The sequence below is a fragment of the Herbaspirillum rubrisubalbicans genome (genome assembly GCF_003719195.1).
In the GTDB taxonomy this organism is placed as follows: Bacteria; Pseudomonadota; Gammaproteobacteria; order Burkholderiales; family Burkholderiaceae_D; genus Herbaspirillum; species Herbaspirillum rubrisubalbicans.
In genome coordinates, this window is sequence record NZ_CP024996.1 from 2,072,603 (window position 1) to 2,094,261 (window position 21,659).

Here is a 21,659-nt window from a genome sequence, read left to right on the forward strand (position 1 = left end):
CCGTGACGACACCTGAAGAAATCTTCATCTGCCCCGCCAGCGAGCTCCTGGAGCGCGGTCTGGGCAAGCGCTTCCCGGTGCGATTGCATGGCGAGGCCACGACCGGCTTCGTGGTGCGCCATGGCGGGGTGGTGCATGGCTATCTGAATCGCTGCGCGCATGTGCCCATCGAACTGGATTGGGCCGAGGGAGAATTCTTTGAATCCAGCGGCCTGTATCTCATGTGCGCAACACATGGCGCCGTTTATGCGCCCGATACCGGAAAATGCGTAGGCGGTCCTTGTACCGGTGCGCATTTGCGTAAGATCATGGCGGTGGAGCGGGACGGCCAGATTTACTGGCGTCCAGACGACATCGTCAAGCCCGTCGAGGCATGAGCTTCGGGGAAACCGGCGCAGACTGCTGCGCTGCTTAGAGTGAGCCTATGAGCAACAACGAATCTGAAAACCAGCAAGCCCAGCCCCCCCAGTCTTCCGCATCGCCCGCTTCTGCGCCGCCGCCGTCTTCCATCCCCGCCAGCGTGCGCGAGGACAAGAAGAGCGGCTGGGAGCGCGACGTGCTGGAAAAGCTGGCCCTGTTCGCGGTCAAGGAACAGCGCGCCCGCCGTCGCTGGGGCATCTTCTTCCGTATCGCCATCCTGGCGGTGATCGTCATGGGAGGCTGGCTGGCCTTCACCTACAACAAGATCGAGAGCGAGCCGCTGGGCCCGCATACCGCCTTGGTTGAGATCAAGGGCGCGATCGATTCCGAAGGGCAGGGCTCGGCTGCGGTGGTGATCCCGGCGCTGGACAAGGCCTTTGCCGCCAGCGACTCGGTGGGCGTGATCCTCAAGATCAACAGCCCCGGCGGCAGCCCGGTGCAGGCCGGCATGATCAACGATGAAATCACCCGCCTGCGCAAGGAATACCCCAAGAAGCCGATCTATGTGGTGGTCGAAGAAATGTGCGCTTCCGGTGGCTATTACATTGCGGTGGCGGCCGACAAGATCTTCGTCAACAAGGCCAGCCTGATCGGTTCGGTAGGCGTGCTCATGGATGGCTTCGGTTTCACCGGCCTGATGGACAAGCTGGGCGTGGAACGTCGTCTGCTCACGGCGGGCGAGAACAAGAGCTTCCTCGACCCGTTCAGCCCGCAGAGCCCCAAGCAGCGCGAATACGCCCTGTCGATGCTGGAAGAGATCCACCAGCAGTTCATCGAAGTGGTGCGCCAGGGCCGTGGCACGCGTCTGAAGGAAACCCCGGATACCTTCTCGGGCCTGGTGTGGACCGGTTCCAAGGCGGTCGAGCTGGGTCTGGCCGATGGCTTCGGCACCGTCGATAGCGTGGCGCGTGATGTCATCAAGGCCGAGGACGTGGTCGATTACACCCAGACCGAGAACCTCTCCGAGCGTGTGTTGAAGAAATTCGGCGTAGCCTTCGGCGCCGGCTTTGCCAAGACCATGATGTCGGCTCCGTTGTCGCAGTTGCGCTAAGACACTCCGCAGCTCCTATGCAAAAGGCCGGTTGCTGATGCAATCGGCCTTTTTTCTTGATGGCGGGGTGAGGGCTTATTCGGCCAGCAGCAGGAACACGGTCGGCTTCTTGTGGAAGTCCGGTGCCTTGTGCGCCGCCAGTGCCGCCTTCCATTGCGCCGCGGTCTGGGTGCGCACGCTTTCGCTGGGCAGCGACAGATCGGTCGCCACACAGATCAGCGTGCCTGGCTGGCAAGCCTGCGCCAGTGCTTCCAGCATGGCGCCGTTGCGATAAGGCGTTTCGATCAGCAACTGGGTCTGCTTCTCCTTGCGGGAACGATCTTCCAATTGGCGGATGCGCTTGGCGCGTGCTTCAGCATCGGTAGGCAGATAGCCGTTGAAGGCGAAGCTCTGGCCATTCAATCCGCTGGCCATCACCGCCAGCAAGAGCGAGGATGGCCCCACCAGCGGCCGCACCTGGATGTCATGCTGATGCGCCAGTCGCACCAGGTTGGCGCCCGGGTCGGCCACTGCCGGCACCCCGGCTTCCGAGATCAGGCCACCGTCGCGACCTGCCAGCAGCGGCGCCAGCAAGGCGGGCAGGGCGGTTGCAGGCGTGTTGACGTTGAGCTCGCTGATCTGGATTTCCTGGATGGGCTTGGTCAGCGGCGTGTTGCTGCCCAACAGTTTGAGGAAGGCGCGCGTGGTCTTGGCGTTCTCGGCCACGAAATAATCCAGGCGGGCGGCGATGGCCTGCACTTGGCGCGGAATGATGGCCTCCAGCGGATGCGCAGCATCCGTGTCGGTGGGGAGCTCGGTGCTTCCCAGCGTATTGGGAACCAGGTAAAGAATGCCGGGCATGGAAGGAAAATGGGATAAATTGTATAAAATAATATGTGCAACGCAACACGGCGTTATCGAGCCGCCATTCTACAGGGTGCAGGCTGTCATCAAAGTGTAATGCGCGCCCATTATCTTGTCGGGAATAGAGACAAGGTGCGGTTTAAATTATTTAGCAATTGCCTAGCACGGTTGCGAAAGGAAATGCATGTTTGCTGCGGTAGATCTCGGCTCCAACAGTTTTCGCTTGCACATCGGCAAGTACGAGGACAACAGCATCCGCGTCATCAAGAGCGCGCGTGACCCCATCCGCCTGGCCGCGGGTATCGACAAGAGCGGTAACCTGACGCAGCAGGCCTGTCAGAGCGCCATCGATTCACTCACCCGTTTTCGCGCCATCCTGCGCGACTATCCGCTGACCGCAGTGCGGGTGGTGGCCACCAATACCTTGCGCGTAGCCAAGAATGCCGCCGACCTGCTGCCGGAACTGGAGCGCGCCATCGGCTATCCGGTCGAGATCATTTCCGGTGAGGAAGAGGGCCGGCTGATCTACATGGGCGTGGCCGGCGTGCTGGCCGATGCCGGTGAAGAGCGCATGGTCATCGACATCGGTGGCGGTTCCACCGAAGTCATCCGCGGCCTGGGTGAACATATCCGCCATGTCGAATCCTTCGGCATCGGCACCGTCAACCAGAGCCTGGCCTTCTTCCCCGATGGCGCCATCACGGCAGCAGCCTTCGAGCGCGCCATCATCTCGGCGCGCTCGCACGTGGAAGATGCGGTGCATCTGTTCAGCTTCGATGCCGCCAGCGTCAATGTCTATGGTTCTTCGGGCACCATGCGCGCCATTGCCGATACCATCGGCCGCAACAACATGGGCGACGGCCGCATCAGCCTGCCCAGCCTGGCCGATCTGATGCAGCGCCTGATCGATTTTGGCCACGTCAGCCAGATTGCGCTGGATGGCATGAAGCCCGACCGCGCCGGCGTCATCATGGGTGGCCTGGCGGTGCTCATCGGTTTCATGCAGGAGTTCGGCATCGAGGTCATCACCCCGGTGGAAGCCGGCTTGCGCATGGGCGTGATGTGGGACTTGCAGTTGCGCGCCACCAAGGCCGACCGCCGCGACCGTTCGGTGGAAGAATTCGCACGCCGCTTCCACATCGATGCAGCCCGCGCTCACGGCGTGGCCGATACGGCGCTGGGTTTCTTCCAACTGTTGAAGCCGGCCACCGATTCCTATGCCCGCTATCTCCACTGGAGTGCGCTGCTGCATGAGACCGGCCTGGTGGTCTCGCCCACCGGTTACCACAAGCATTCGGCCTACATGATCGCCAATGCCGACCTGCCGGGTTTCACCACCCGCGAGCAACGCCTGATGAGTACCCTGATCCTGGGGCAGAAGGGCAACCTCAAGAAGATCAGCGAGATGCTGGCCGATGTCGATTTCGCCAAGGCTGTGCTGGCATTGCGACTGGCGGTGATGTTCCGTCATGCGCATATCACGCTGGACCTGGACAAGGTGCGCGTCAAGTTCAAGACCCGGGTCGACCTGGAAATCCGGCGCGACTACATCAAGGAGCATCCCAGCATTTCCTTCTGGTTCCAGAAGGAGCAGGAATGGTGGGCCGGCATCGGCGTGGACTTCGCGGTCAAAGTCATTTGAGCTCAGATCTCAGAGCTCTGACATCTGTCTTCATCCCTGCCTGAACAACGCCCTTGCCGCGCACCTGCCGGCGAGGGCGTTTTGCCGTTCAGGTTGTGATTCATGGGGGGGGCACGGTGAGGAAGATGATAATGCTTCTTATTTGTGCTATAGTCGCCAGCGGTCAATGAACCGCTCAGCCATGAGCCACAACGAGGCGATCCCGAGATCGCCCACTGCGACAGCCCAGTCCCTCGGACCGCCTTCCGCGCCAAAAAGAAAACCCCGTTTCGCCACGGCGGTCGTTCACTCTTTTTGAAAAGGATGGTCCATGTTCCCCCGTCAACTCGCCCTCGGCGCCATGCTGGCTGCCATTGCCGCTTCCAGCTTCGCGCAGGAAAAAGTGTTGAATCTCTACTCGGCACGTCACTACCAGACCGATGAAGCGCTCTACGCCGATTTCACCAAGACCACCGGCATCAAGATCAACCGTGTCGATGGTGATGATGCCGGCATCCTGGCGCGCTTGAAGAGCGAAGGCGCGTCCAGCCCGGCCGACGTGATCCTGTTGGTGGATGCGGCGCGCCTGTGGAAGGCGCAGAGCGAGGGCTTGTTCCAGCCGGTCAAGTCCAAGCTGCTCGATGAGCGCATTCCCGCTAATCTGCACAGCAAGGAGGGCAGTGAAGGCACGCAGTGGTTCGGCTTCTCCACCCGTGCCCGCGTGATCGTCTACAACAAGGCCAGCGTCAAGCCGGAAGACGTGGACACCTACGAAGCCCTGGGCGACCCCAAGAACAAGGGCAAGCTATGCACCCGCAGCGGCTCGCACCCCTACAACGTCTCGCTGTTCGGCGCGCTGCTGGAACATGACGGCGCGGCCAAGACCGAAGCCATCTTGAAGGGCATGGTCGCCAACCAGGCGCGTCAACCGGTGGGGGGCGACACCGACCAGATCAAGGCGGTCGGTTCGGGTGAGTGCGGCGTGGCCATTTCCAACTCCTACTACGTGGCGCGCCTGCTGCGTTCCAGCAAGCCGGAAGACGTGGCCCTGATGGAAAAGGTCGGCATCGTCTGGCCCAACCAGAAGACCTATGGCGCACACGTCAACATCGCCGGTGGCGGCGTGGCCAAGCACGCCCCGCACAAGGCCGAGGCGGTGCAGTTCCTGGAATACCTGGCCAGCGATTCGGCCCAGCGTTACTTCGCCGAAGGCAACAATGAATGGCCCGCCGTCAAGAGCGTGAAGACTGACAACCCGGCGCTGGTGAAGATGGGCCCGTTCAAGGCCGAAGTCATCAACGTGGGCGCGGTCGGGGCCAACCAGCAGAAGGTGTTGCAGATGTTGGATCGGGTTGGCTATAAATAAATAGAATCATTCATATCCTTGTGTGAAGGCCGGTCCGTGTGATGCACGGACCGGCTTTTTTACGTCTTTTCATTCTCATTCGACGCGCTGGGGCGCGAGCCGCTGCCCTTCGGAAATGCGAAGAGCCGATGAACTGAACAGGAGAAGAATGCAAATTTTTCGCTCATATTCACATCAAAGACAAACCAAAATGGCCTGCTGAAATTCTGGTAAGCGTGGGGTAACCCACTGTTGGTTGTAAATAATTAAAAATATTTAAATAATTTAAATCATTTGTTTTTAATGAGGTCGATCCTTGCGATACGCAGGCCGACTTTTTTACACATCTTCAGCGCGGCGGATCACGGAAGGGATTGCGTTCGTTCAGTTCCGAGATATAGCCATCGATCCCGCCCCCTTCCCGCGCCAGGAAATGTTCCACCGCATCATAGAACCCCGGATGCGCCAGCCAGTGCGCCGACCAGGTCTTCTGCGGCAGGAAGCCGCGCGCCATCTTGTGTTCGCCCTGGGCGCCGCCTTCGAACCAGGTGATCTTCTCGGCGATGCAGAATTCCAGCGGCTGGTAATACGCGGTCTCGAAATGCAGGCAGGGCACGTGTTCCAGCGCGCCCCAGTAACGGCCATAGAGCGTGTCGTCGTCATGCACGGTGAGCGAAGAAGCAATCGGCTCCTCGCCGCGCAGGGCCACCGTCAGCAGCAGGTGCTGCGGCATGGTGTCACCGATGCGGCCGAAGAAATCCAGGTTCAGGTAGGGCGTCGAATAGTGCGCCGCATAGGTGTGGCGATAGCAGCGATTGAAGAAACGCCAGTGCGCCTCGGTGATCTCGGCCCCGCGCAGCCAGACGAAGTGCACGCCTTGCTCGGCCACCTTGCGGCGCTCGGCCAGGATGTTCTTGCGCTTCTTGCGGTCCAGCGTGTCGACGAATTCCGAAAAACTGCCATACCCTTCATTGCGCCAATGGAACTGCACTCCGCTGCGCAGCAGGAAACCGGCGTCAGCCAGTTGCTGCGCCTGTTCCGGCGGGGGATAGAGGATATGGGTGGAGGAAACTTCATTTCGCTCCTGCAGCGCCCGTAGTGCGGCCACCAGCGCGCCGCGCGCGGTGTCGTCGACGGCCATCAGGCGCGCGCCGCGCACGGGCGTGAAGGGAATCGCCGAGAGCAGTTTGGGGTAGTAGTCCACGCCGTGACGCTGGTAGGCTTCGGCCCAGGCCCAGTCGAATACGTATTCGCCATAGGAATGGAACTTGCGGTACAGCGGCAAGGCCGCCACCAGCGACTCGGCTTGCCATAGCGTCAGGTAGTGCGGCTCCCAGCCGGTATCGGCACTGGCCGCGCCGCTTTCGTGCAGGGCGTGCAGGAAGGCGTAGGACAGGAAGGGATTGCCTTCGGCCTGGGCCGCTACCAGCGCATCCCAGCGCTGCTGGCCGATCTCGGTCAGAGAAGAAACGATTCGCGTGCGATAATCCATGGACTGCGAGTGACCTGCGTTAGATGGCGTGGCCCACGGCCACGCTGGAACAGGCATTCTACGCAAAATGAACAGACTGCGTCGCCGCCACGGCGATGCGCACGGAGTGCGAGAACATCCTATGCCCAGCCCCTTCTTCAATCTCTATCACCACGGTTTTGCCCGCGTCGCCGTGGCCGTGCCGGAGTGCAAGGTCGCCGATCCCGGTTTCAACGCTCAGCGCACCATCGCCCTGGCCGAACAGGCCGCCGCCCGTGGCGCGGCCCTGGTGTCTTTCCCCGAACTGGGCCTGTCGGCCTATAGCTGCGAAGACCTGTTCCAGCAACGCGCCTTGCTTGATGCTTCCTTGCAGGCCTTGCAGGCGGTGCTGGAAGCTTCGCTGCGCATTCCGGCCGCGCTCATCGTGGGGCTGCCGTTGAAGGTCGATCACCAGCTTTACAACTGCGCCGTGGTGCTGCATTGCGGTCGCATCCTGGGCGTGGTGCCCAAGAGCTACCTGCCCAACTACAGCGAATTCTACGAAGCGCGCCAGTTCAGCAGCGCCGATTGCGCCGTCACCCGGCGCGTGCGTCTGCTGGGGCAGGAGGTGGGCTTCGGCAGCCATCTGCTGTTCGAAATCGCCAATATTGCCGACTTCCGTTTCCATATCGAGATCTGCGAAGACGTGTGGGTACCGATCCCGCCGTCGTCCTTCGCGGCGCTGGCCGGCGCCACGGTGCTGGTGAATCTGTCGGCCTCCAATATCGTGGTGGGCAAGTCGGGGTACCGGCATCAACTGGTGTCGCAGCAATCGGCGCGCTGTCTGGCCGCTTACCTGTATTCCTCGGCCGGCAATGGCGAATCCACCACCGACCTGGCCTGGGATGGCCAGGCTCTGATCTGCGAGAACGGCGAGCTGCTGGCCGAGTCCGAGCGCTTCGCCGAAGGCGGCCACGTGATCTATGCCGATATCGACCTGGAGCGCCTCTCGCGGGAACGCTTCCACCAGACCACCTTCGGTCAGTCGGTGCGGCGTCATGCGGAAGAGGTGCGGCGTTTCGAGGTGGTCGCCTTCGAGGTGCAAGTCCCGCAGGAGCAGGTGCTGCCGCTGCAACGCCGGGTGGCGCGCTTCCCCTATGTCCCGGCCAATGCCGAGCAGCGCGAGCTGCGCTGCCGCGAGGTTTACAACATCCAGGTGCAGGCGCTGGTGCAGCGGCTGTCGTCGTCGGGGTTGAAGAAGGTGGTCATCGGGGTGTCCGGCGGGCTCGATTCCACCCATGCGCTGCTGGTCTGCGCCAAGGCCATGGACAAGCTGGGCCTGCCGCGCACCAATATCCTGGCCTATACCATGCCAGGCTTTGCCACCAGCAGCCGCACGCTGGTGCAGGCGCATCAGTTGATGGCGCAGGTCGGTTGCGCGGCGCAGGAAATCGATATCCGCCCCAGCTGCGAACAGATGTTGAGGGATCTGGGGCACTCGTATTCGCGCGGCGAGCCCGTCTATGACATCACCTTCGAGAACGTGCAGGCCGGCGAGCGCACCAATCACCTGTTCCGCCTGGCCAACCATCATGGCGCCATCGTCATCGGCACCGGCGACCTCTCCGAGCTGGCGCTGGGCTGGTGTACCTATGGCGTGGGCGATCACATGTCGCACTACAACGTCAATGCCAGCGTGCCCAAGACCCTGATCACCCACCTGGTGCGCTGGGTGGCCGAATCGGGTTCGCTGGAGCTGAAACAGCCGGAAGTGCTGATCCATATCCTGGAAACCGAGATCAGCCCGGAACTGGTGCCGGGCGCGTCCGAGGGCGAGCCGGGGCAGCGTACCCAGGACTTCATCGGCCCCTACGAATTGCAGGACTTCAACCTGTACTACATCCTGCGCTACGGCTTCACCCCGGCCAAGGTGGCCTTCCTGGCCCACAGCGCCTGGCAGGACCGCAATGTCGGCCACTGGCCGGAGGGGCTGCATGGTGCGCGCAACCAGTACAGCTTGCCGCAGATCAAGAAAAACCTGGGCATCTTCGTCTATCGCTTCTTCAAGACCAGCCAGTTCAAGCGTTCCTGCGTGCCCAATGCGCCCAAGGTCGGTACCGGCGGCTCGCTCTCGCCGCGTGGGGATTGGCGGGCGCCCAGCGATGGCGAGGCCACCGTCTGGCTGCAGGATCTGGAGCGTATCCCCGACCAGGAGGCGTGAATCCGGCTTTTTATGGCCGCGCTTGCCCAAGAAGGTTGAAAGCTGCGCACGCCTGATTGACAATGTGCAAGTGGGCAGGGTGACCACGGCCCTGCCAGTAAAATAACAACAAATGCTTTATCCGCTATTCAACAGATCGTTTCTTTACGACATACCAAGAGAGGAATTGCCATGAAACAAGTGACCGCCATCATCAAACCGTTCAAGCTGGACGAGGTGCGTGAATCCCTCGCTGAAGTCGGCGTCACGGGCCTGACGGTCACCGAAGTGAAGGGCTTCGGTCGTCAGAAGGGCCATACCGAACTCTATCGCGGCGCCGAATACGTGGTCGACTTCCTGCCCAAGGTCAAGATCGAAGTGGTGATCGATGACAATGTTGTGGAGCAGGCGGTGGATGCCATCATCAAGGCCGCCCGCACCGGCAAGATCGGCGACGGCAAGATCTTCGTGCAGGAAGTGGAGCAGGTGATCCGTATCCGTACCGGCGAGACCGGCCCGGATGCTGTCTGATCCCGTCTCCCGTCTCTGCGTCAGAGCAAACCGGCCGCTGGCCGGTTTTTTTACGTCCCTTCGATAAAAAGCCCATCGCCGACCTGTTGCAAGCTGTTGCCCGGCACTGTCCCAGGCTGCGCCAGATTGACACAGCGTGACAATGGCACCATGCCAGGGGCCGCGCCAGCCGGGCGTTTGCGGGCTGGCACGCGATTTGCCATCTTGTTGTCCGAACGCCCGACACGGCCATGATCGTGGGCGGGATTTCAACCATAACCAACGGAGACGACATGAACCTGGCAGACATCAGCAAACTCGGTGTACGTGACCCTTTCAAGCAACGTTACGACAACTTCATCGGTGGTAAATTCGTGCCGCCGGTCAAGGGGGAATACTTCGAGAACATCAGCCCGGTGATCGGACGCGCCTTCTGTGAAGTGGCCCGTTCCAGCGCCGAAGACGTGGAACTGGCGCTGGACGCCGCCCATGCCGCCAAGAAGGCCTGGGGCAAGACCTCGCCGACCGAACGCGCCAACCTGCTGTTGAAGATCGCCGACCGCATGGAGGCCAATCTGGAACTGCTGGCCACCGCCGAAACCCTCGATAACGGCAAGCCCATCCGCGAAACCATGGCCGCCGACATTCCGCTGGCCATCGACCACTTCCGCTATTTCGCCGCCGCCGTGCGTACCCAGGAAGGCAGCATCTGCCCCATCGACGACGACACCTATGCCTACCACTTCCATGAACCGCTGGGCGTGGTCGGCCAGATCATCCCCTGGAACTTCCCGATCCTGATGGCGGTGTGGAAGCTGGCCCCGGCCCTGGCCGCGGGCAACTGCGTGGTCTTGAAGCCGGCCGAGCAGACTCCGGCCTCCATCATGGTGCTGGTCGAACTGATCGCCGACCTGCTGCCCCCGGGCGTGCTCAACATCGTGCAGGGCTTCGGCGTGGAAGCCGGCAAGCCGCTGGCTTCCAACAAGCGTATCGCCAAGATCGCCTTCACCGGCGAGACCACCACTGGTCGCCTGATCATGCAATATGCCTCGCAGAACCTGATCCCGGTGACCCTGGAGCTGGGTGGCAAGTCGCCCAACATCTTCTTTGCCGATGTGCTGGACAAGGACGATGCCTTCTTCGACAAGGCCCTGGAAGGTTTCGCCATGTTCGCGTTGAACCAGGGCGAAGTCTGCACCTGCCCCTCGCGCGTGCTGGTGCAGGAATCGATCTACGAGCGCTTCATCGAGCGCGCCCTGAAACGCGTGGCCGCCATCAAGCAGGGTAACCCGCTGGACAAGAGCACCATGATCGGCGCGCAAGCCTCGCAGGAGCAACTGGAAAAGATCCTGTCCTACATCGACATCGGCAAGCAGGAAGGTGCCAAGGTGCTGGCCGGCGGTGGACGCGAAGAACTGGGCGGTGACCTGGCCTCGGGCTACTACGTCAAGCCGACCGTGTTCCAGGGCAATAACAAGATGCGCATCTTCCAGGAAGAAATCTTTGGCCCGGTGGTCTCGGTGACCACCTTCAAGGATGAGGAAGAAGCGCTGGCCATCGCCAACGACACCCTGTACGGTCTGGGTGCGGGCCTGTGGACCCGCGATGGTACCCGTGCCTTCCGCATGGGTCGCGAGATCCAGGCCGGTCGGGTGTGGACCAACTGCTATCACCTGTATCCGGCGCACGCTGCCTTCGGTGGCTACAAGCAATCCGGCATCGGTCGCGAAAACCACAAGATGATGCTGGACCACTACCAGCAGACCAAGAACCTGCTGGTCAGCTACAGCCCCAAGGCGCTGGGCTTCTTCTGATCGCTTGATCTTCTGTTTGACTCCTTGTCTTCTTGTAGCAAGGCAGCTTAGGCGCCGTTCCGCTTCCCGCGGCCGGCGCCATTTTTATCGGACAGAGCGAAGAGGAGAAGGCCGATGAGTGCCCCACCCAGAGTGACCGCCACCGAGGCTACGGTGGCATTGCTGCGCCAATTGCAGGCGCGGCATGGACCGCTGATCTTTTTCCAGTCCGGCGGCTGCTGCGATGGCAGCGCGCCGATGTGCTATCCGGCCGATGACTTCACGTTGGGCGATACCGATGTGTATCTGGGCGACATCGATGGCGTGCCGTTCTACATCGGCGCCGACCAGTTTGAGTACTGGAAGCACACGCAACTGATCATCGACGTGGTCAATGGCAATGGCGGCATGTTCTCGCTGGAGAACGGCAGCGGCAAGCGCTTTCTGACGCGCTCGCGGCTGTTTTCCGATGCAGAGTACGACAGCCTGGCGCCGCTCAGTGCCCGCGTGACTTGAAGCGTCGGTAGAGCGTATTGCGCGATACCCCCAAGGCCTTGGCCGCGGCACTGACGTTGCCGGCATGGGTGCGCAGGGCGCGTTCGATGGTGGCCCATTCGTTGTCGTGGATGGAGAGGCAATCACTGCGCATTTCTTCACATACGGTAGTAGCAGCCATCCCGCAACCCGCCTGCAGCGGGCCTGCCTCTTCCAAAAAGTCATCTGGCAGGTGCTGCACGCCGATCCAGGCCTCGCCCTCGGCCATGGCCAGGGCGGTGCGGATCAGGTTGGACAGTTGCCGCAGGTTGCCTGGCCAGCGGCTGGCCTGCAGCAGCGCCTGGGCTTGTTCATCGAAGCGCGGCGCCAGCGCGCCGCCTTCAGCGATGAGGATGCGCTCGATCAATTGCGCCAGGTCGCTGCGTTCGCGCAAGGCCGGCAGCTTCACCTGCAAGCCGTTGATGCGGTAGTAGAGGTCTTCGCGGAAACTGTGGCGCGCTGCCATCTCGCGCAGCGGCTGGTTGGTGGCGCACACCAGCGCGAACTCCACCGGGATCACGCGCTGGCTGCCCAGGGGCGTCACCGTGCGTTCCTGCAGCACGCGCAGCAGCCGTCCTTGCAGCGCCAGCGGCATGTCGCCGATTTCATCAAGGAACAGGGTGCCGCCCTGGGCTTGCGCGATCTTGCCGATGGCGCCCTTGCGGCGCGCGCCGGTGAAGGCGCCATCTTCATAACCGAACAGTTCGGCTTCGATCAGGTTTTCGGGAATGGCCGAGCAATTAACCGCCACGAAGGGCGCTGCACCGCCCCGGGTCTGGGTGGCACGAAAACGCGCACTCTCGCGGTGGATGGCCTGGGCCAGCCATTCCTTGCCGGTGCCGGTTTCGCCCGTGATCAGCACGGCAATATCGCGGTCGATGACCTTGCGCAACTTGCCGATGATGGCGCTCATGCGGGCGTCGCCCGTATCGAGCGCCTGCAGGTCGGGCCGCACCTGGCCCGGATGCACACGGCGCTGCGGCGCCAGCGGGGCGCTGGGAGTGGCCGGCGCGCTCGGCATGGGGTGCATCAGCTCGGGCGTGTCGATTGCCGCTTCGCGCGCATTCTGGAAATGCTGGTTGCGCAGCCGCAGTTCGGCCCGGCCGTGGATGCGGATGCCATTGTGCAGGCACAGTTCCAGCAAGCCTGGCGTGGCCTTGCGGTGGTGTTCGAACAGCAGCGACAGCGGCACCCCGAACAGCGAAGCGAAGGTATGCGATTGCAAGGCCGACAGCGTCAGCCCGAGCTGGAACTGCGCACTGCGATTGGCGGCCAGGAAGCGCCCCCCAGGGGTGAAGCTGACGATGCCTTCGACCAGCGTACCGACGAATTCAGCGCGGCTGTGGAAGTGCAGGGTGATGCCATCGGGGAAGCTGCCGGCCAGCAGATGGTTTTCGATCATCTGCGCCGACATGCGCACCAGCGCCATGGTGTGCTTGTGGAAGCTGCCGCATTCGCCCGACACATCCAGCACCCCCAGCACCTGGCCGCGATGGTCGAAGATGGGCGCGGCCGAGCAGGTCAGGAAGCGGTTGGCATCCAGGTAATGCTGCTGGGCGTGTACGGTGGTGGGTTTTTGTTCATACAGCGCGGTGCCGATGGCATTGGTGCCGCGCAATTGCTCCGACCAGCGCGCCCCCGAACCCAGCGCCACGCGATCGGCCTTGGCCAGGAAATCGCTGTCGCCCAGCGTATGGATGATGGTGCCTTCGGCATCCGAGAGGATCACCATGCTGTGGGTGTTGCGGATCTGGTCGTAGAGGGTTTCCATGACCGGGCGGGCGTGGCCGGAGAGGGTCTGGTTGGCCTCCAGCGCCTGCGCCAGGTCGGCGCGCGAGAGCACGGGCAGGTCGGGCTGCTGGCTGCGGGTGATGCCGTAGGACGAACTGCGCTGGTGCGAACGCTCGATGGCCTGCAGGTCCAGCACGCCATCAGTGGCGGCCTGCACTAGGGGCGCTGCGCCCAGCAATGCACCGGCGCCGGGCCGGTTTGCCTGGTATTGCATCCTTGTCTCCTTGGAACCTATGGCGGTCCTGATTCCCCCTTGTCACTTTGTGTTGGCTTTCTTTTGATCTTGCGGGAAGCCGAGGGTGATCAAGCATAACCGATTAATGCGGCAGCCGGACAAATTGAAACAGCATTTGCAGGGCCGGCCAAGTGAAGGCAAAATACTGTTTATATATACAGTATTGTTGAGCTTGCCGTGGCTTCCTTCCCCAAATTCCCGCAGGGCATCGCCCGGCCTTTTCCGATCCAGCCTGAACCGTCTGGGGCCGACGACGCGACCCTCACGCCAGAGTCCTACCTGCATCGCCCCCAGGTCGCCCAGAAGGGCCGGGGCGCGGTGACCAACCTGCGCGGGCGGTATGAATCGGTGAGCCGGGAAGAGTTCGACGATGGCTGGCAGGCCGTCCGTTTTGCCGAGGCCGGGCCGCTGGCGGCCGAGGGGATGGAGGAGGATGAACCGCCGCGCCTGAAGACCAGCGTCACCGAGGAAGAAGCCAAGTCCATCATCAGCCGCAACAGCTCGCCGGACTTGCCGTTCTCGCTCTCGCTCAATCCTTACCGGGGCTGTGAGCACGGCTGTATCTATTGCTTTGCGCGGCCCTCGCACAGCTACCTGGGCCTGTCGCCCGGGCTGGATTTCGAAAGCCGGCTGGTGGCCAAGACCAATGCTCCCGAGCTGCTGCTGCGCGAGCTGGCCCGGCCGTCCTACCAGCCCGATACCATCACGGTGGGCATCAACACCGACGCCTACCAGCCCATCGAGCGCGAGCGCGGCTTGACGCGCCGCATCCTGCAGATCCTGCACGACTGCGAGAATCCGGTCGCGCTCATTACCAAGTCGGCCCTGATCGAACGCGACATCGACCTGCTGGCGCCCATGGCCGCCAAGGGCCAGGCCATTGCCGCCGTCACCATCACCACCCTGGACCCGGCCATCGCCCGCACCCTGGAGCCGCGCGCGGCCAGCCCGGCGCGGCGGCTGCGGGTGATCCGCACGCTGGCCGAGGCGGGCATTCCGGTGAGCGTGTCGATTGCCCCGGTGATTCCCTTCGTCACCGAGCCGGACCTGGAACGCGTCATGGAGGCGGCCGTCGAGGCCGGGGCAGGGCAGGCCGGCTACATCGTGCTGCGCCTGCCTTGGGAGGTCAGCCCGCTGTTCCGGCAATGGCTGCAGGCGCACTTCCCGGACCGGGCGGCGCGGGTGATGAACCGCATCCAGGACATGCGCGGCGGCAAGGACTACGACGCCAGTTTCACCACCCGGATGCGCGGCACGGGCGTGTGGGCCGACCTGCTGCACCAGCGCTTCGAGAAGGCCAGCCGGCGCCTGGGCATCGATCATCGCAATCGCGCTTTTGCGACGCTGGATGCCAGTCGTTTCCGGCGCCCCGTGGTGGTGCCGCCGCTGCCGCAGGCCGGGCGTGGCGACCAAGGCAGCGGGGGGCAGCTTGACCTGTTCTGAGCGGTCGGCATGGTGGCTGGTACACTGCGCGCTTTGAACACATCTTCATATCGGTCTCATGCATACCCTGGAACAATTGCGCAGCGGCGCGCTCAAGGGCATTACCCGTCTGTCGCTGTCCTGCGGCCTGCGCGAATTCCCGCGAGAAATCTTCACCCTGGCTGAAACCCTCGAGATTCTGGACCTCAGCGGCAACCAACTGAATGCCTTGCCGGAAGATCTGCCGCGCCTGACCCGGTTGCGCATCATTTTCTGTTCCGACAATCCCTTCACGGAGCTGCCGGCCGTGCTGGGTCGTTGTCCGGCACTGGAGATGATCGGTTTCAAGGCCAACCGCATCGAACACGTGCCAGCGGCATCGCTGCCGCCCACGCTGCGCTGGCTGGTGCTCACGGACAACCGCATCGAAGCGCTGCCGGCCAGCATCGGGCAATGTACGCGCCTGCAAAAGCTGATGCTGGCCGGTAACCGCCTGCGCACGCTGCCAGCTGAACTGGCGGGCTGCCGCAACCTGGAACTGCTGCGCCTGGCGGCCAATGCGCTGCAGGCGTTTCCACACTGGTTGCTGACGCTGCCGCGTTTGAGCTGGCTGGCCATGGCCGGCAATCCCTGGTGTGCGGCGGTGGAAGAGGGGGCGGATCGACTTGCCCAGGTGGCCCCCATCGTCTGGGACGACTTGCAGCTGGGCGAGAAACTGGGCGAAGGAGCTTCCGGCGTGATCCATGCCGCACGCTGGAAGACTGGCGCGACGGCGCAGGCGGTGGCGGTCAAGCTCTTCAAGGGCGCGGTCACCAGCGATGGCTTGCCGGAGCGCGAAATGGCGGCTTGCATCAGGGCCGGCAGTCATCGCGGGCTCATTCCGGTGCTGGGCCGCTTGCAAGATCATCCGCAAGCCGTGCAGGGGCTGGTGATGCCGCTGATCGATCCCGCCTTCACGACCCTAGCCGGGCCGCCCAGCCTGCAATCCTGCACGCGCGACGTCTATCCGCAGGAAGGCAAGCTGCCCTGGAGCCAGGTGATGGCCATCGCCAGCGATATCGCCTCGGCGGCGGCACACCTGCACGCCCAGGGCATCGTCCATGGCGATCTCTATGGTCATAACATCCTGCATCGGGAGGGCGCCGCCTTGCTGGGGGATTTCGGGGCGGCCTGGCTCTACGATGCCAGCCAGCCTCATGCCTGGGGCGTGCAAGCCATGGAAGTGCGGGCTTATGGATGTCTGTTGGAGGAATTGCTGGCACATGGACAGCCAACAGATGAGACCGGCCAGAAGCAGCGCACCGCCTTGGCCGGTTTGTGTCAGGCCTGCCTGTCGGCTGATGCGGCCTCCCGGCCGCATTTCGAGGCCATCGTGGCCTTGCTCGATGCGCTGGCCTGAGGCTGAGGCTTGGGCGGGCTAGGCCCGCTCGCTGGAGCGCAGCAGCACCACCAGCGCCCCGGCCCCGCCATCGGCGGCGCGGGCCTGGCAAAAGGCCATTACTTCATCTTTCTGCGCCAGCCAGTTGCGTACCTTGTGCTTCAAGACCGGCTCTTTGTTCACTGAGCCCAGACCCTTGCCATGGATCACCCGCACGCAGCGCAGGCCGCGGCGGCGCGACTGGCGCAAGAATTCACCTAGTGCTTCGCGCGCCTGATCCCGGCGATAGCCATGCAGGTCGAGCTGGGCCTGGATCACCCAGTTGCCGCGGCGCAGCTTGCTCAAGACATCCACCCCCACGCCGGGGCGGGCGAAACTGAGGTTTTCGTCGCTGTCCATCAAGGTGTCGACGGTGAATTCGTCGGACAGCGACTCCAGCAGCGCGGCCTGTTCATCGGCCAGGTGCTGGCGGGCAATCGGTGGCGGCAGTTGCGGTGGGTGGAGGGCCTTGTCGGCCGCCTTGGGACGCAAGGGCGCGACTGTGCCGATGCTGTTGCGGAAGAGATTGGCTTCCGCGCGCTCTGCCGCTTCCTGGCGCTGGCGCTCGGCCAAGGCCAGTGCCCGTGCTTTTTCCTGTTCCTGCAAATCGCGGCGCAATCCCTGGAGCGCCGAGAAATCCTTCATTGTCGCCATGACAGCCACCCAACCCTGTAGCGAATTATCCCTGAGCGGGCTACTTTAGCAGAAGCGGGGCGACTCTTCAGCCCGGCGTGCTCAGCCGCAGGCCACCTGGATGACGACCAGGCCCGGATCGACGTGCAGATTCAGGCGGCGTGGGTTGAAGTCCATGGTGGCGGCGCTGTCGGGCTTGAGTACCCGGATCTGGCTGGCGCCGGAATCGGCCAGGGCCTGTTGTTCCAGCTGGGCATTGAGATTTTCACCGATCAGGTGCTCGGCGCGGGCGACATTGCATTGCCCTGCAGCATCGGCGCTCTCGTTTTCGCGCGAAGCGCTGCAAGCGATCAGGACGGCACCCAGACCTAAGGAGGCCAGCAGCGCCTTGATCGCAGGCGGCATCCGGGAAGGCGGAGCAGGAGGCGGTAAGTAGGACACGGTGCTTTCCTCGATCGGGATGATTTTAATTGGTCTGGTTGCTCGAATGAAAACAAAAAAGCCGGGACGAAAAACTCGTCACCGGCTCTTTGAGTGCCCGTTGCGCTACGAGTTCTCGCAGCGCAGCATTTTACATCAATTTACTTTATTCCAAGCCTTCCAGATAACGCTGTGCATCCAGTGCTGCCATGCAACCCGTGCCGGCGCTGGTAATGGCCTGGCGGTACACATGGTCCTGCACGTCGCCGGCAGCGAAGACGCCGTCGATGCTGGTGGCCGTGGCAAAACCCTCGGTGCCGGTGCGGGTCTTCAGATAACCGTTGTGCATTTCCAACTGGCCTTCGAAGATGCTGGTATTGGGCTTGTGACCGATGGCCACGAACAGGCCATGCACCGGGATGTCGGTGATGGCGCCATCCTGGGTGGACTTGATCTTGATGCCGGTCACGCCACTGTCGTCGCCGACCACTTCATCCAGGGTGGAGTGCCACTGGATGGCGATCTTGCCCTCGCTGACCTTGTGCAGCAGGCGGTCGATCAGAATGGGCTCGGCGCGGAACTTGTCGCGGCGGTGCACGATGGTGACCTTGCTGGCGATGTTGGAGAGATACAGCGCCTCTTCCACGGCGGTGTTGCCGCCGCCGATGACGGCCACCTCCTTGCCGCGATAGAAGAACCCGTCACAGGTGGCGCAGGCCGACACGCCACGGCCCATGAAGGCTTGTTCCGAGGGCAGGCCCAGGTATTGCGCCGAGGCACCGGTGGCGATGATGAGCGCGTCCGCCGTGTATTCACCGTTGTCGCCGATCAGGCGGAAGGGGCGCTCGGAGAGCTTGGTAGTGTGGATGTGGTCGAAGATGATCTCGGTATTGAAGCGTTCGGCGTGCTGCTGCAGGCGCTGCATCAGTTCCGGGCCTTGCACGCCCAGCGGGTCGCCCGGCCAGTTCTCGACGTCGGTGGTGGTCATCAGTTGGCCGCCTTGCTCCACGCCGGTGATCAACACCGGGTTCAGGTTGGCGCGCGCGGCGTAGACGGCGGCGCTATAGCCGGCGGGGCCGGAGCCGAGAATCAGGACCTTGGCATGTTTGGGCGTGCTCATAATTTACTCATCAAAAATGTTATGGGTGTGCCATCCAGCTTGAGGCGACTCCCGGGATTTCAATTCCCATGGCCGACCGGTCTTGATCCAGGCCAGTCAGGGCGAGTGGGCAAGCTTGCCAGCGCACAAGTTTGCGCTTTGACGCGCTGCAAAACGGGTAAGATTATAGTCCAAGCCCCCGCTCGGCCTCATGGAATTACGCTATGCAAGCAATAGCCGGGCCGGCCACGGGAAAATGCAGGCAAATGCAGGTTTGCTGTCCCATAGATGAATAAAATGACAGCACGAGAAGAACGATAGCGACAAATGCCGGTCAGTGCAGCGGCAGCCTTTGCTGTCCAGCGCAAAATCGCGAAGCGCCAATTCAATGCCGTTACAATGACGGCTAGTTTTTTTTGCACGGAAGTTATGTCCAAGACGAGTCAAGCCCACATCCGCACCACCAAGACGCCGGCGCCTCCCATGCCCAACCGGCTGGTGCGGCTGTTATCCGAAGCGCGCTGGCTGGCGCTGCTGGCCTTGCTGGCCTACCTGGCGTTGATCCTGCTGAGCTATTCCAAGACCGACCCCGGCTGGTCGGTGGCCAGCGCGGTGCCGCGCGTGGGCAACTGGGGTGGGCGCGTGGGTGCCTGGACCGCGGACCTGATGCTGTACATCTTCGGCCTGTCGGCCTGGTGGTGGTGCGTGCTGGTAGGGCGTTCGGTGTGGACCGGCTATCGCCGCCTGTCCAATCGCTTTCTGGTGGCCCAGCCAGTGGAGCCGGAGCACCAGCAGGAACCGCTGATTCGCGCTGTGGGCTTTGTCTTCATGTTGACCGGCAGCATGGGCATCGAATTCACCCGGATGCACCGTTTCGCCCCCAAGCTGCCGCATTCCTCCGGTGGTGTGCTGGGCGAGATGATCGGCACGGCCATGCAGCCCACCTTCGGCTTTACCGGCTCCACGCTATTGCTGTTGCTGCTGTTCGGACTGGGTTTTTCGCTGCTGTTCCAGGTGTCGTGGTTGGCCGCGGTGGAGCGCATTGGCGGTCTGATCGAAGATGGCCTGTTTGCCGTGCGCGACTTCTTCGCCGCCCGCGCCGACCGCCGTGCCGGCCAGGAAGCCGCGGTCAAGCGCGAGGAAACCGTGGTGCAGGAACGCGCCAAGATCGTGGAAGCCCCGCCGATCCGCATCGAGCCGCAGATCGTGGAAGTGCAAAAGTCCGACCGCGTGCAGAAGGAAAAGCAGACCAGCCTCTTCGATGACTTGAACAGCGAACTGCCGCCGCTGTCGCTGCTGGATGAGGCCCCGCCGGCCCAGCAGACGGTGTCGGTGGAAACCCTGGAATTCACCAGCCGCCTGATCGAAAAGAAGTTGGCCGACTTTGGCGTGGAGGTCAAGGTGGTGGCGGCCTATCCTGGCCCGGTGATCACCCGCTACGAGATCGAGCCGGCCACCGGCGTCAAGGGCAGCCAGATCGTCAACCTGGCGCGCGACCTGGCGCGGTCGTTGTCGCTGACCTCGATTCGCGTGGTGGAAGTCATCCAGGGCAAGAATTACATGGGCCTGGAACTGCCCAACCCCAAGCGCCAGATTGTGCGTCTGACTGAAATCCTCGGTTCCAAGGTCTACAACGACAGCCACTCCAGCCTGACCGTGGCGTTGGGCAAGGACATCGCCGGCAACCCGGTGGTGGCCGACCTGGCCAAGATGCCGCACTTGCTGGTGGCCGGTACCACCGGCTCGGGCAAGTCGGTGGGTATCAATGCCACCATTCTTTCGCTGCTCTACAAGTCCTCGCCGCGCCAGGTGCGCCTGATCCTGATCGACCCCAAGATGCTGGAACTGTCGATCTACGAGGGCATCCCGCACCTGCTGGCGCCGGTGGTGACCGACATGCGCCAGGCCGGCCACGCCCTGAACTGGGCGGTGGAAGAGATGGAGCGCCGCTACAAGAAGATGTCCAAGCTGGGCGTGCGCAACCTGGCCGGCTACAACCAGAAGATCGCCGATGCCGACAAGCGCGGCGAGAAGATCCCCAATCCCTTCAGCCTCACCCCGGATGCCCCGGAACCGCTGGAGCAACTGGAAACCATCGTCATCATCATCGACGAACTGGCCGACCTGATGATGGTGGTGGGCAAGAAGGTCGAAGAACTGATCGCCCGCATCGCCCAGAAGGCGCGTGCAGCCGGCATTCACCTGATCCTGGCCACGCAGCGGCCGTCGGTGGACGTCATTACCGGCCTGATCAAGGCCAACGTGCCGACCCGTATCGCCTTCCAGGTCTCGTCCAAGATCGACTCGCGCACCATCCTTGACCAGATGGGTGCGGAAACCCTGCTGGGCATGGGCGACATGCTCTACAACCCGCCCGGCACCGGCCTGCCGGTACGGGTCCACGGCGCCTTCGTCTCGGACGATGAAGTGCACCGCGTGGTGGAACACCTCAAGAGCCAGGGGGAACCGAATTACATCGAGGGCATCCTAGAGGGAGGCGTGCTGGAGGACGCCGAGGGTGGCGGCGGCAGCGGTGCTGCGGCTGGCGCCGGTGGCGGCGAGGGCGATGAGATGTACGACCAGGCCGTGGCCGTGGTCTTGAAACATCGCCGCGCCTCGATCTCGCTGGTGCAGCGTCACTTGCGCATCGGCTACAACCGCGCGGCGCGCTTGCTGGAGCAGATGGAGCAGAGTGGTCTGGTGTCCACCATGCAATCCAACGGCAACCGTGAAATCCTGGTGCCGGCCGGTGCCAGCGATGCCGCCGAATAAGCTTGCACCAAGCGTTCACCAAGCGCTCACCCCCATCGTTCAGAACGCCCTGAAGGCCGGCCACTATCGTGCCGGCCGCCACCTCGCCGGTGGCACTCCGTCA

The 21,659-nt window shown here is 62.9% G+C and carries 17 protein-coding genes; 11 read left to right on the forward strand and 6 right to left on the reverse strand.

The window, feature by feature from the left end; translation table 11 throughout:
* The first annotated feature begins 2 nt into the window (after window positions 1-2).
* Together RC54_RS09230 and RC54_RS09235 are read left to right on the forward strand one after the other, a co-directional pair.
* Window positions 3-377, forward strand: coding sequence for a Rieske (2Fe-2S) protein (locus RC54_RS09230; protein ID WP_058895108.1), 375 nt, complete (start codon window positions 3-5; stop codon window positions 375-377).
* 47 nt (window positions 378-424) lie between these two features.
* Window positions 425-1,471, forward strand: coding sequence for a S49 family peptidase (locus tag RC54_RS09235; RefSeq protein ID WP_058895109.1), 1,047 nt, complete (start codon window positions 425-427; stop codon window positions 1,469-1,471).
* Between the two features lie 75 nt (window positions 1,472-1,546).
* On the opposite strand, the gene RC54_RS09240 is transcribed toward RC54_RS09235, so the two are convergent.
* Window positions 1,547-2,311, reverse strand: a complete 765-nt coding sequence (locus RC54_RS09240) for an SAM-dependent methyltransferase (RefSeq protein WP_061788766.1) — start codon at window positions 2,309-2,311, stop codon at window positions 1,547-1,549.
* 187 nt (window positions 2,312-2,498) lie between these two features.
* Between RC54_RS09240 and RC54_RS09245 the strand changes: the two genes are divergently transcribed.
* A complete protein-coding gene (locus tag RC54_RS09245) occupies window positions 2,499-3,956 on the forward strand; it encodes a Ppx/GppA phosphatase family protein (protein WP_058895111.1) in 1,458 nt (485 codons plus the stop codon).
* Between the two features lie 310 nt (window positions 3,957-4,266).
* Window positions 4,267-5,301 (forward strand): extracellular solute-binding protein, encoded by a 1,035-nt coding sequence (locus RC54_RS09250; protein ID WP_058895112.1) that lies wholly within the window; start codon window positions 4,267-4,269, stop codon window positions 5,299-5,301.
* A gap of 328 nt (window positions 5,302-5,629) precedes the next feature.
* On the opposite strand, the gene RC54_RS09255 is transcribed toward RC54_RS09250, so the two are convergent.
* Complete coding sequence (locus RC54_RS09255) at window positions 5,630-6,772, reverse strand: GNAT family N-acetyltransferase (protein WP_174526054.1); 1,143 nt, start codon at window positions 6,770-6,772, stop codon at window positions 5,630-5,632.
* A 121-nt stretch (window positions 6,773-6,893) separates the two neighbouring features.
* On the opposite strand from RC54_RS09255, the gene RC54_RS09260 reads away from it, so the two are divergent.
* From RC54_RS09260 to RC54_RS09275, 4 genes are all read left to right on the forward strand, one after another.
* On the forward strand, window positions 6,894-8,951 hold the full coding sequence (locus RC54_RS09260) for an NAD(+) synthase (RefSeq protein ID WP_061788767.1): 2,058 nt from the start codon (window positions 6,894-6,896) through the stop codon (window positions 8,949-8,951).
* A 171-nt stretch (window positions 8,952-9,122) separates the two neighbouring features.
* Complete coding sequence (locus RC54_RS09265; RefSeq protein ID WP_017450798.1) at window positions 9,123-9,461, forward strand: P-II family nitrogen regulator; 339 nt, start codon at window positions 9,123-9,125, stop codon at window positions 9,459-9,461.
* 272 nt (window positions 9,462-9,733) lie between these two features.
* The gene (adh, locus tag RC54_RS09270) at window positions 9,734-11,254 is read left to right on the forward strand and encodes an aldehyde dehydrogenase (protein ID WP_017450799.1); all 1,521 of its coding nucleotides are present in this window, start codon (window positions 9,734-9,736) and stop codon (window positions 11,252-11,254) included.
* Window positions 11,255-11,368: 114 nt separating this feature from the next.
* Window positions 11,369-11,749, forward strand: coding sequence for a DUF779 domain-containing protein (locus tag RC54_RS09275; RefSeq protein ID WP_058895116.1), 381 nt, complete (start codon window positions 11,369-11,371; stop codon window positions 11,747-11,749).
* Here the strand turns inward: RC54_RS09275 and RC54_RS09280 are convergent.
* Complete coding sequence (locus tag RC54_RS09280) at window positions 11,730-13,772, reverse strand: sigma-54-dependent Fis family transcriptional regulator (protein WP_061788768.1); 2,043 nt, start codon at window positions 13,770-13,772, stop codon at window positions 11,730-11,732. The two genes, RC54_RS09275 and RC54_RS09280, sit on opposite strands and share 20 nt — an antisense overlap.
* 198 nt (window positions 13,773-13,970) lie before the next feature.
* On the opposite strand from RC54_RS09280, the gene RC54_RS09285 reads away from it, so the two are divergent.
* Both RC54_RS09285 and RC54_RS09290 read left to right on the forward strand, forming a co-directional pair.
* Window positions 13,971-15,236 carry a PA0069 family radical SAM protein gene (locus RC54_RS09285; RefSeq protein ID WP_061788769.1) on the forward strand — a complete coding sequence of 422 codons (1,266 nt, stop codon included), beginning with the start codon at window positions 13,971-13,973 and terminating at the stop codon, window positions 15,234-15,236.
* A gap of 58 nt (window positions 15,237-15,294) precedes the next feature.
* A complete protein-coding gene (locus RC54_RS09290; protein WP_061788770.1) occupies window positions 15,295-16,614 on the forward strand; it encodes a leucine-rich repeat-containing protein kinase family protein in 1,320 nt (439 codons plus the stop codon).
* An 18-nt stretch (window positions 16,615-16,632) separates the two neighbouring features.
* Here RC54_RS09290 and RC54_RS09295 read toward each other — a convergent pair whose 3' ends face one another.
* The 3 genes from RC54_RS09295 to trxB form a co-directional block, all read right to left on the reverse strand.
* Window positions 16,633-17,286 (reverse strand): Smr/MutS family protein, encoded by a 654-nt coding sequence (locus RC54_RS09295; RefSeq protein WP_171939310.1) that lies wholly within the window; start codon window positions 17,284-17,286, stop codon window positions 16,633-16,635.
* A gap of 81 nt (window positions 17,287-17,367) precedes the next feature.
* Window positions 17,368-17,706 carry an I78 family peptidase inhibitor gene (locus RC54_RS09300; RefSeq protein ID WP_244216463.1) on the reverse strand — a complete coding sequence of 113 codons (339 nt, stop codon included), beginning with the start codon at window positions 17,704-17,706 and terminating at the stop codon, window positions 17,368-17,370.
* A 145-nt stretch (window positions 17,707-17,851) separates the two neighbouring features.
* Window positions 17,852-18,805, reverse strand: coding sequence for a thioredoxin-disulfide reductase (trxB, locus tag RC54_RS09305; protein ID WP_058895122.1), 954 nt, complete (start codon window positions 18,803-18,805; stop codon window positions 17,852-17,854).
* A 408-nt stretch (window positions 18,806-19,213) separates the two neighbouring features.
* On the opposite strand from trxB, the gene RC54_RS09310 reads away from it, so the two are divergent.
* Window positions 19,214-21,556, forward strand: coding sequence for a DNA translocase FtsK (locus RC54_RS09310; RefSeq protein WP_058895123.1), 2,343 nt, complete (start codon window positions 19,214-19,216; stop codon window positions 21,554-21,556).
* Window positions 21,557-21,659 lie beyond the last annotated feature (103 nt).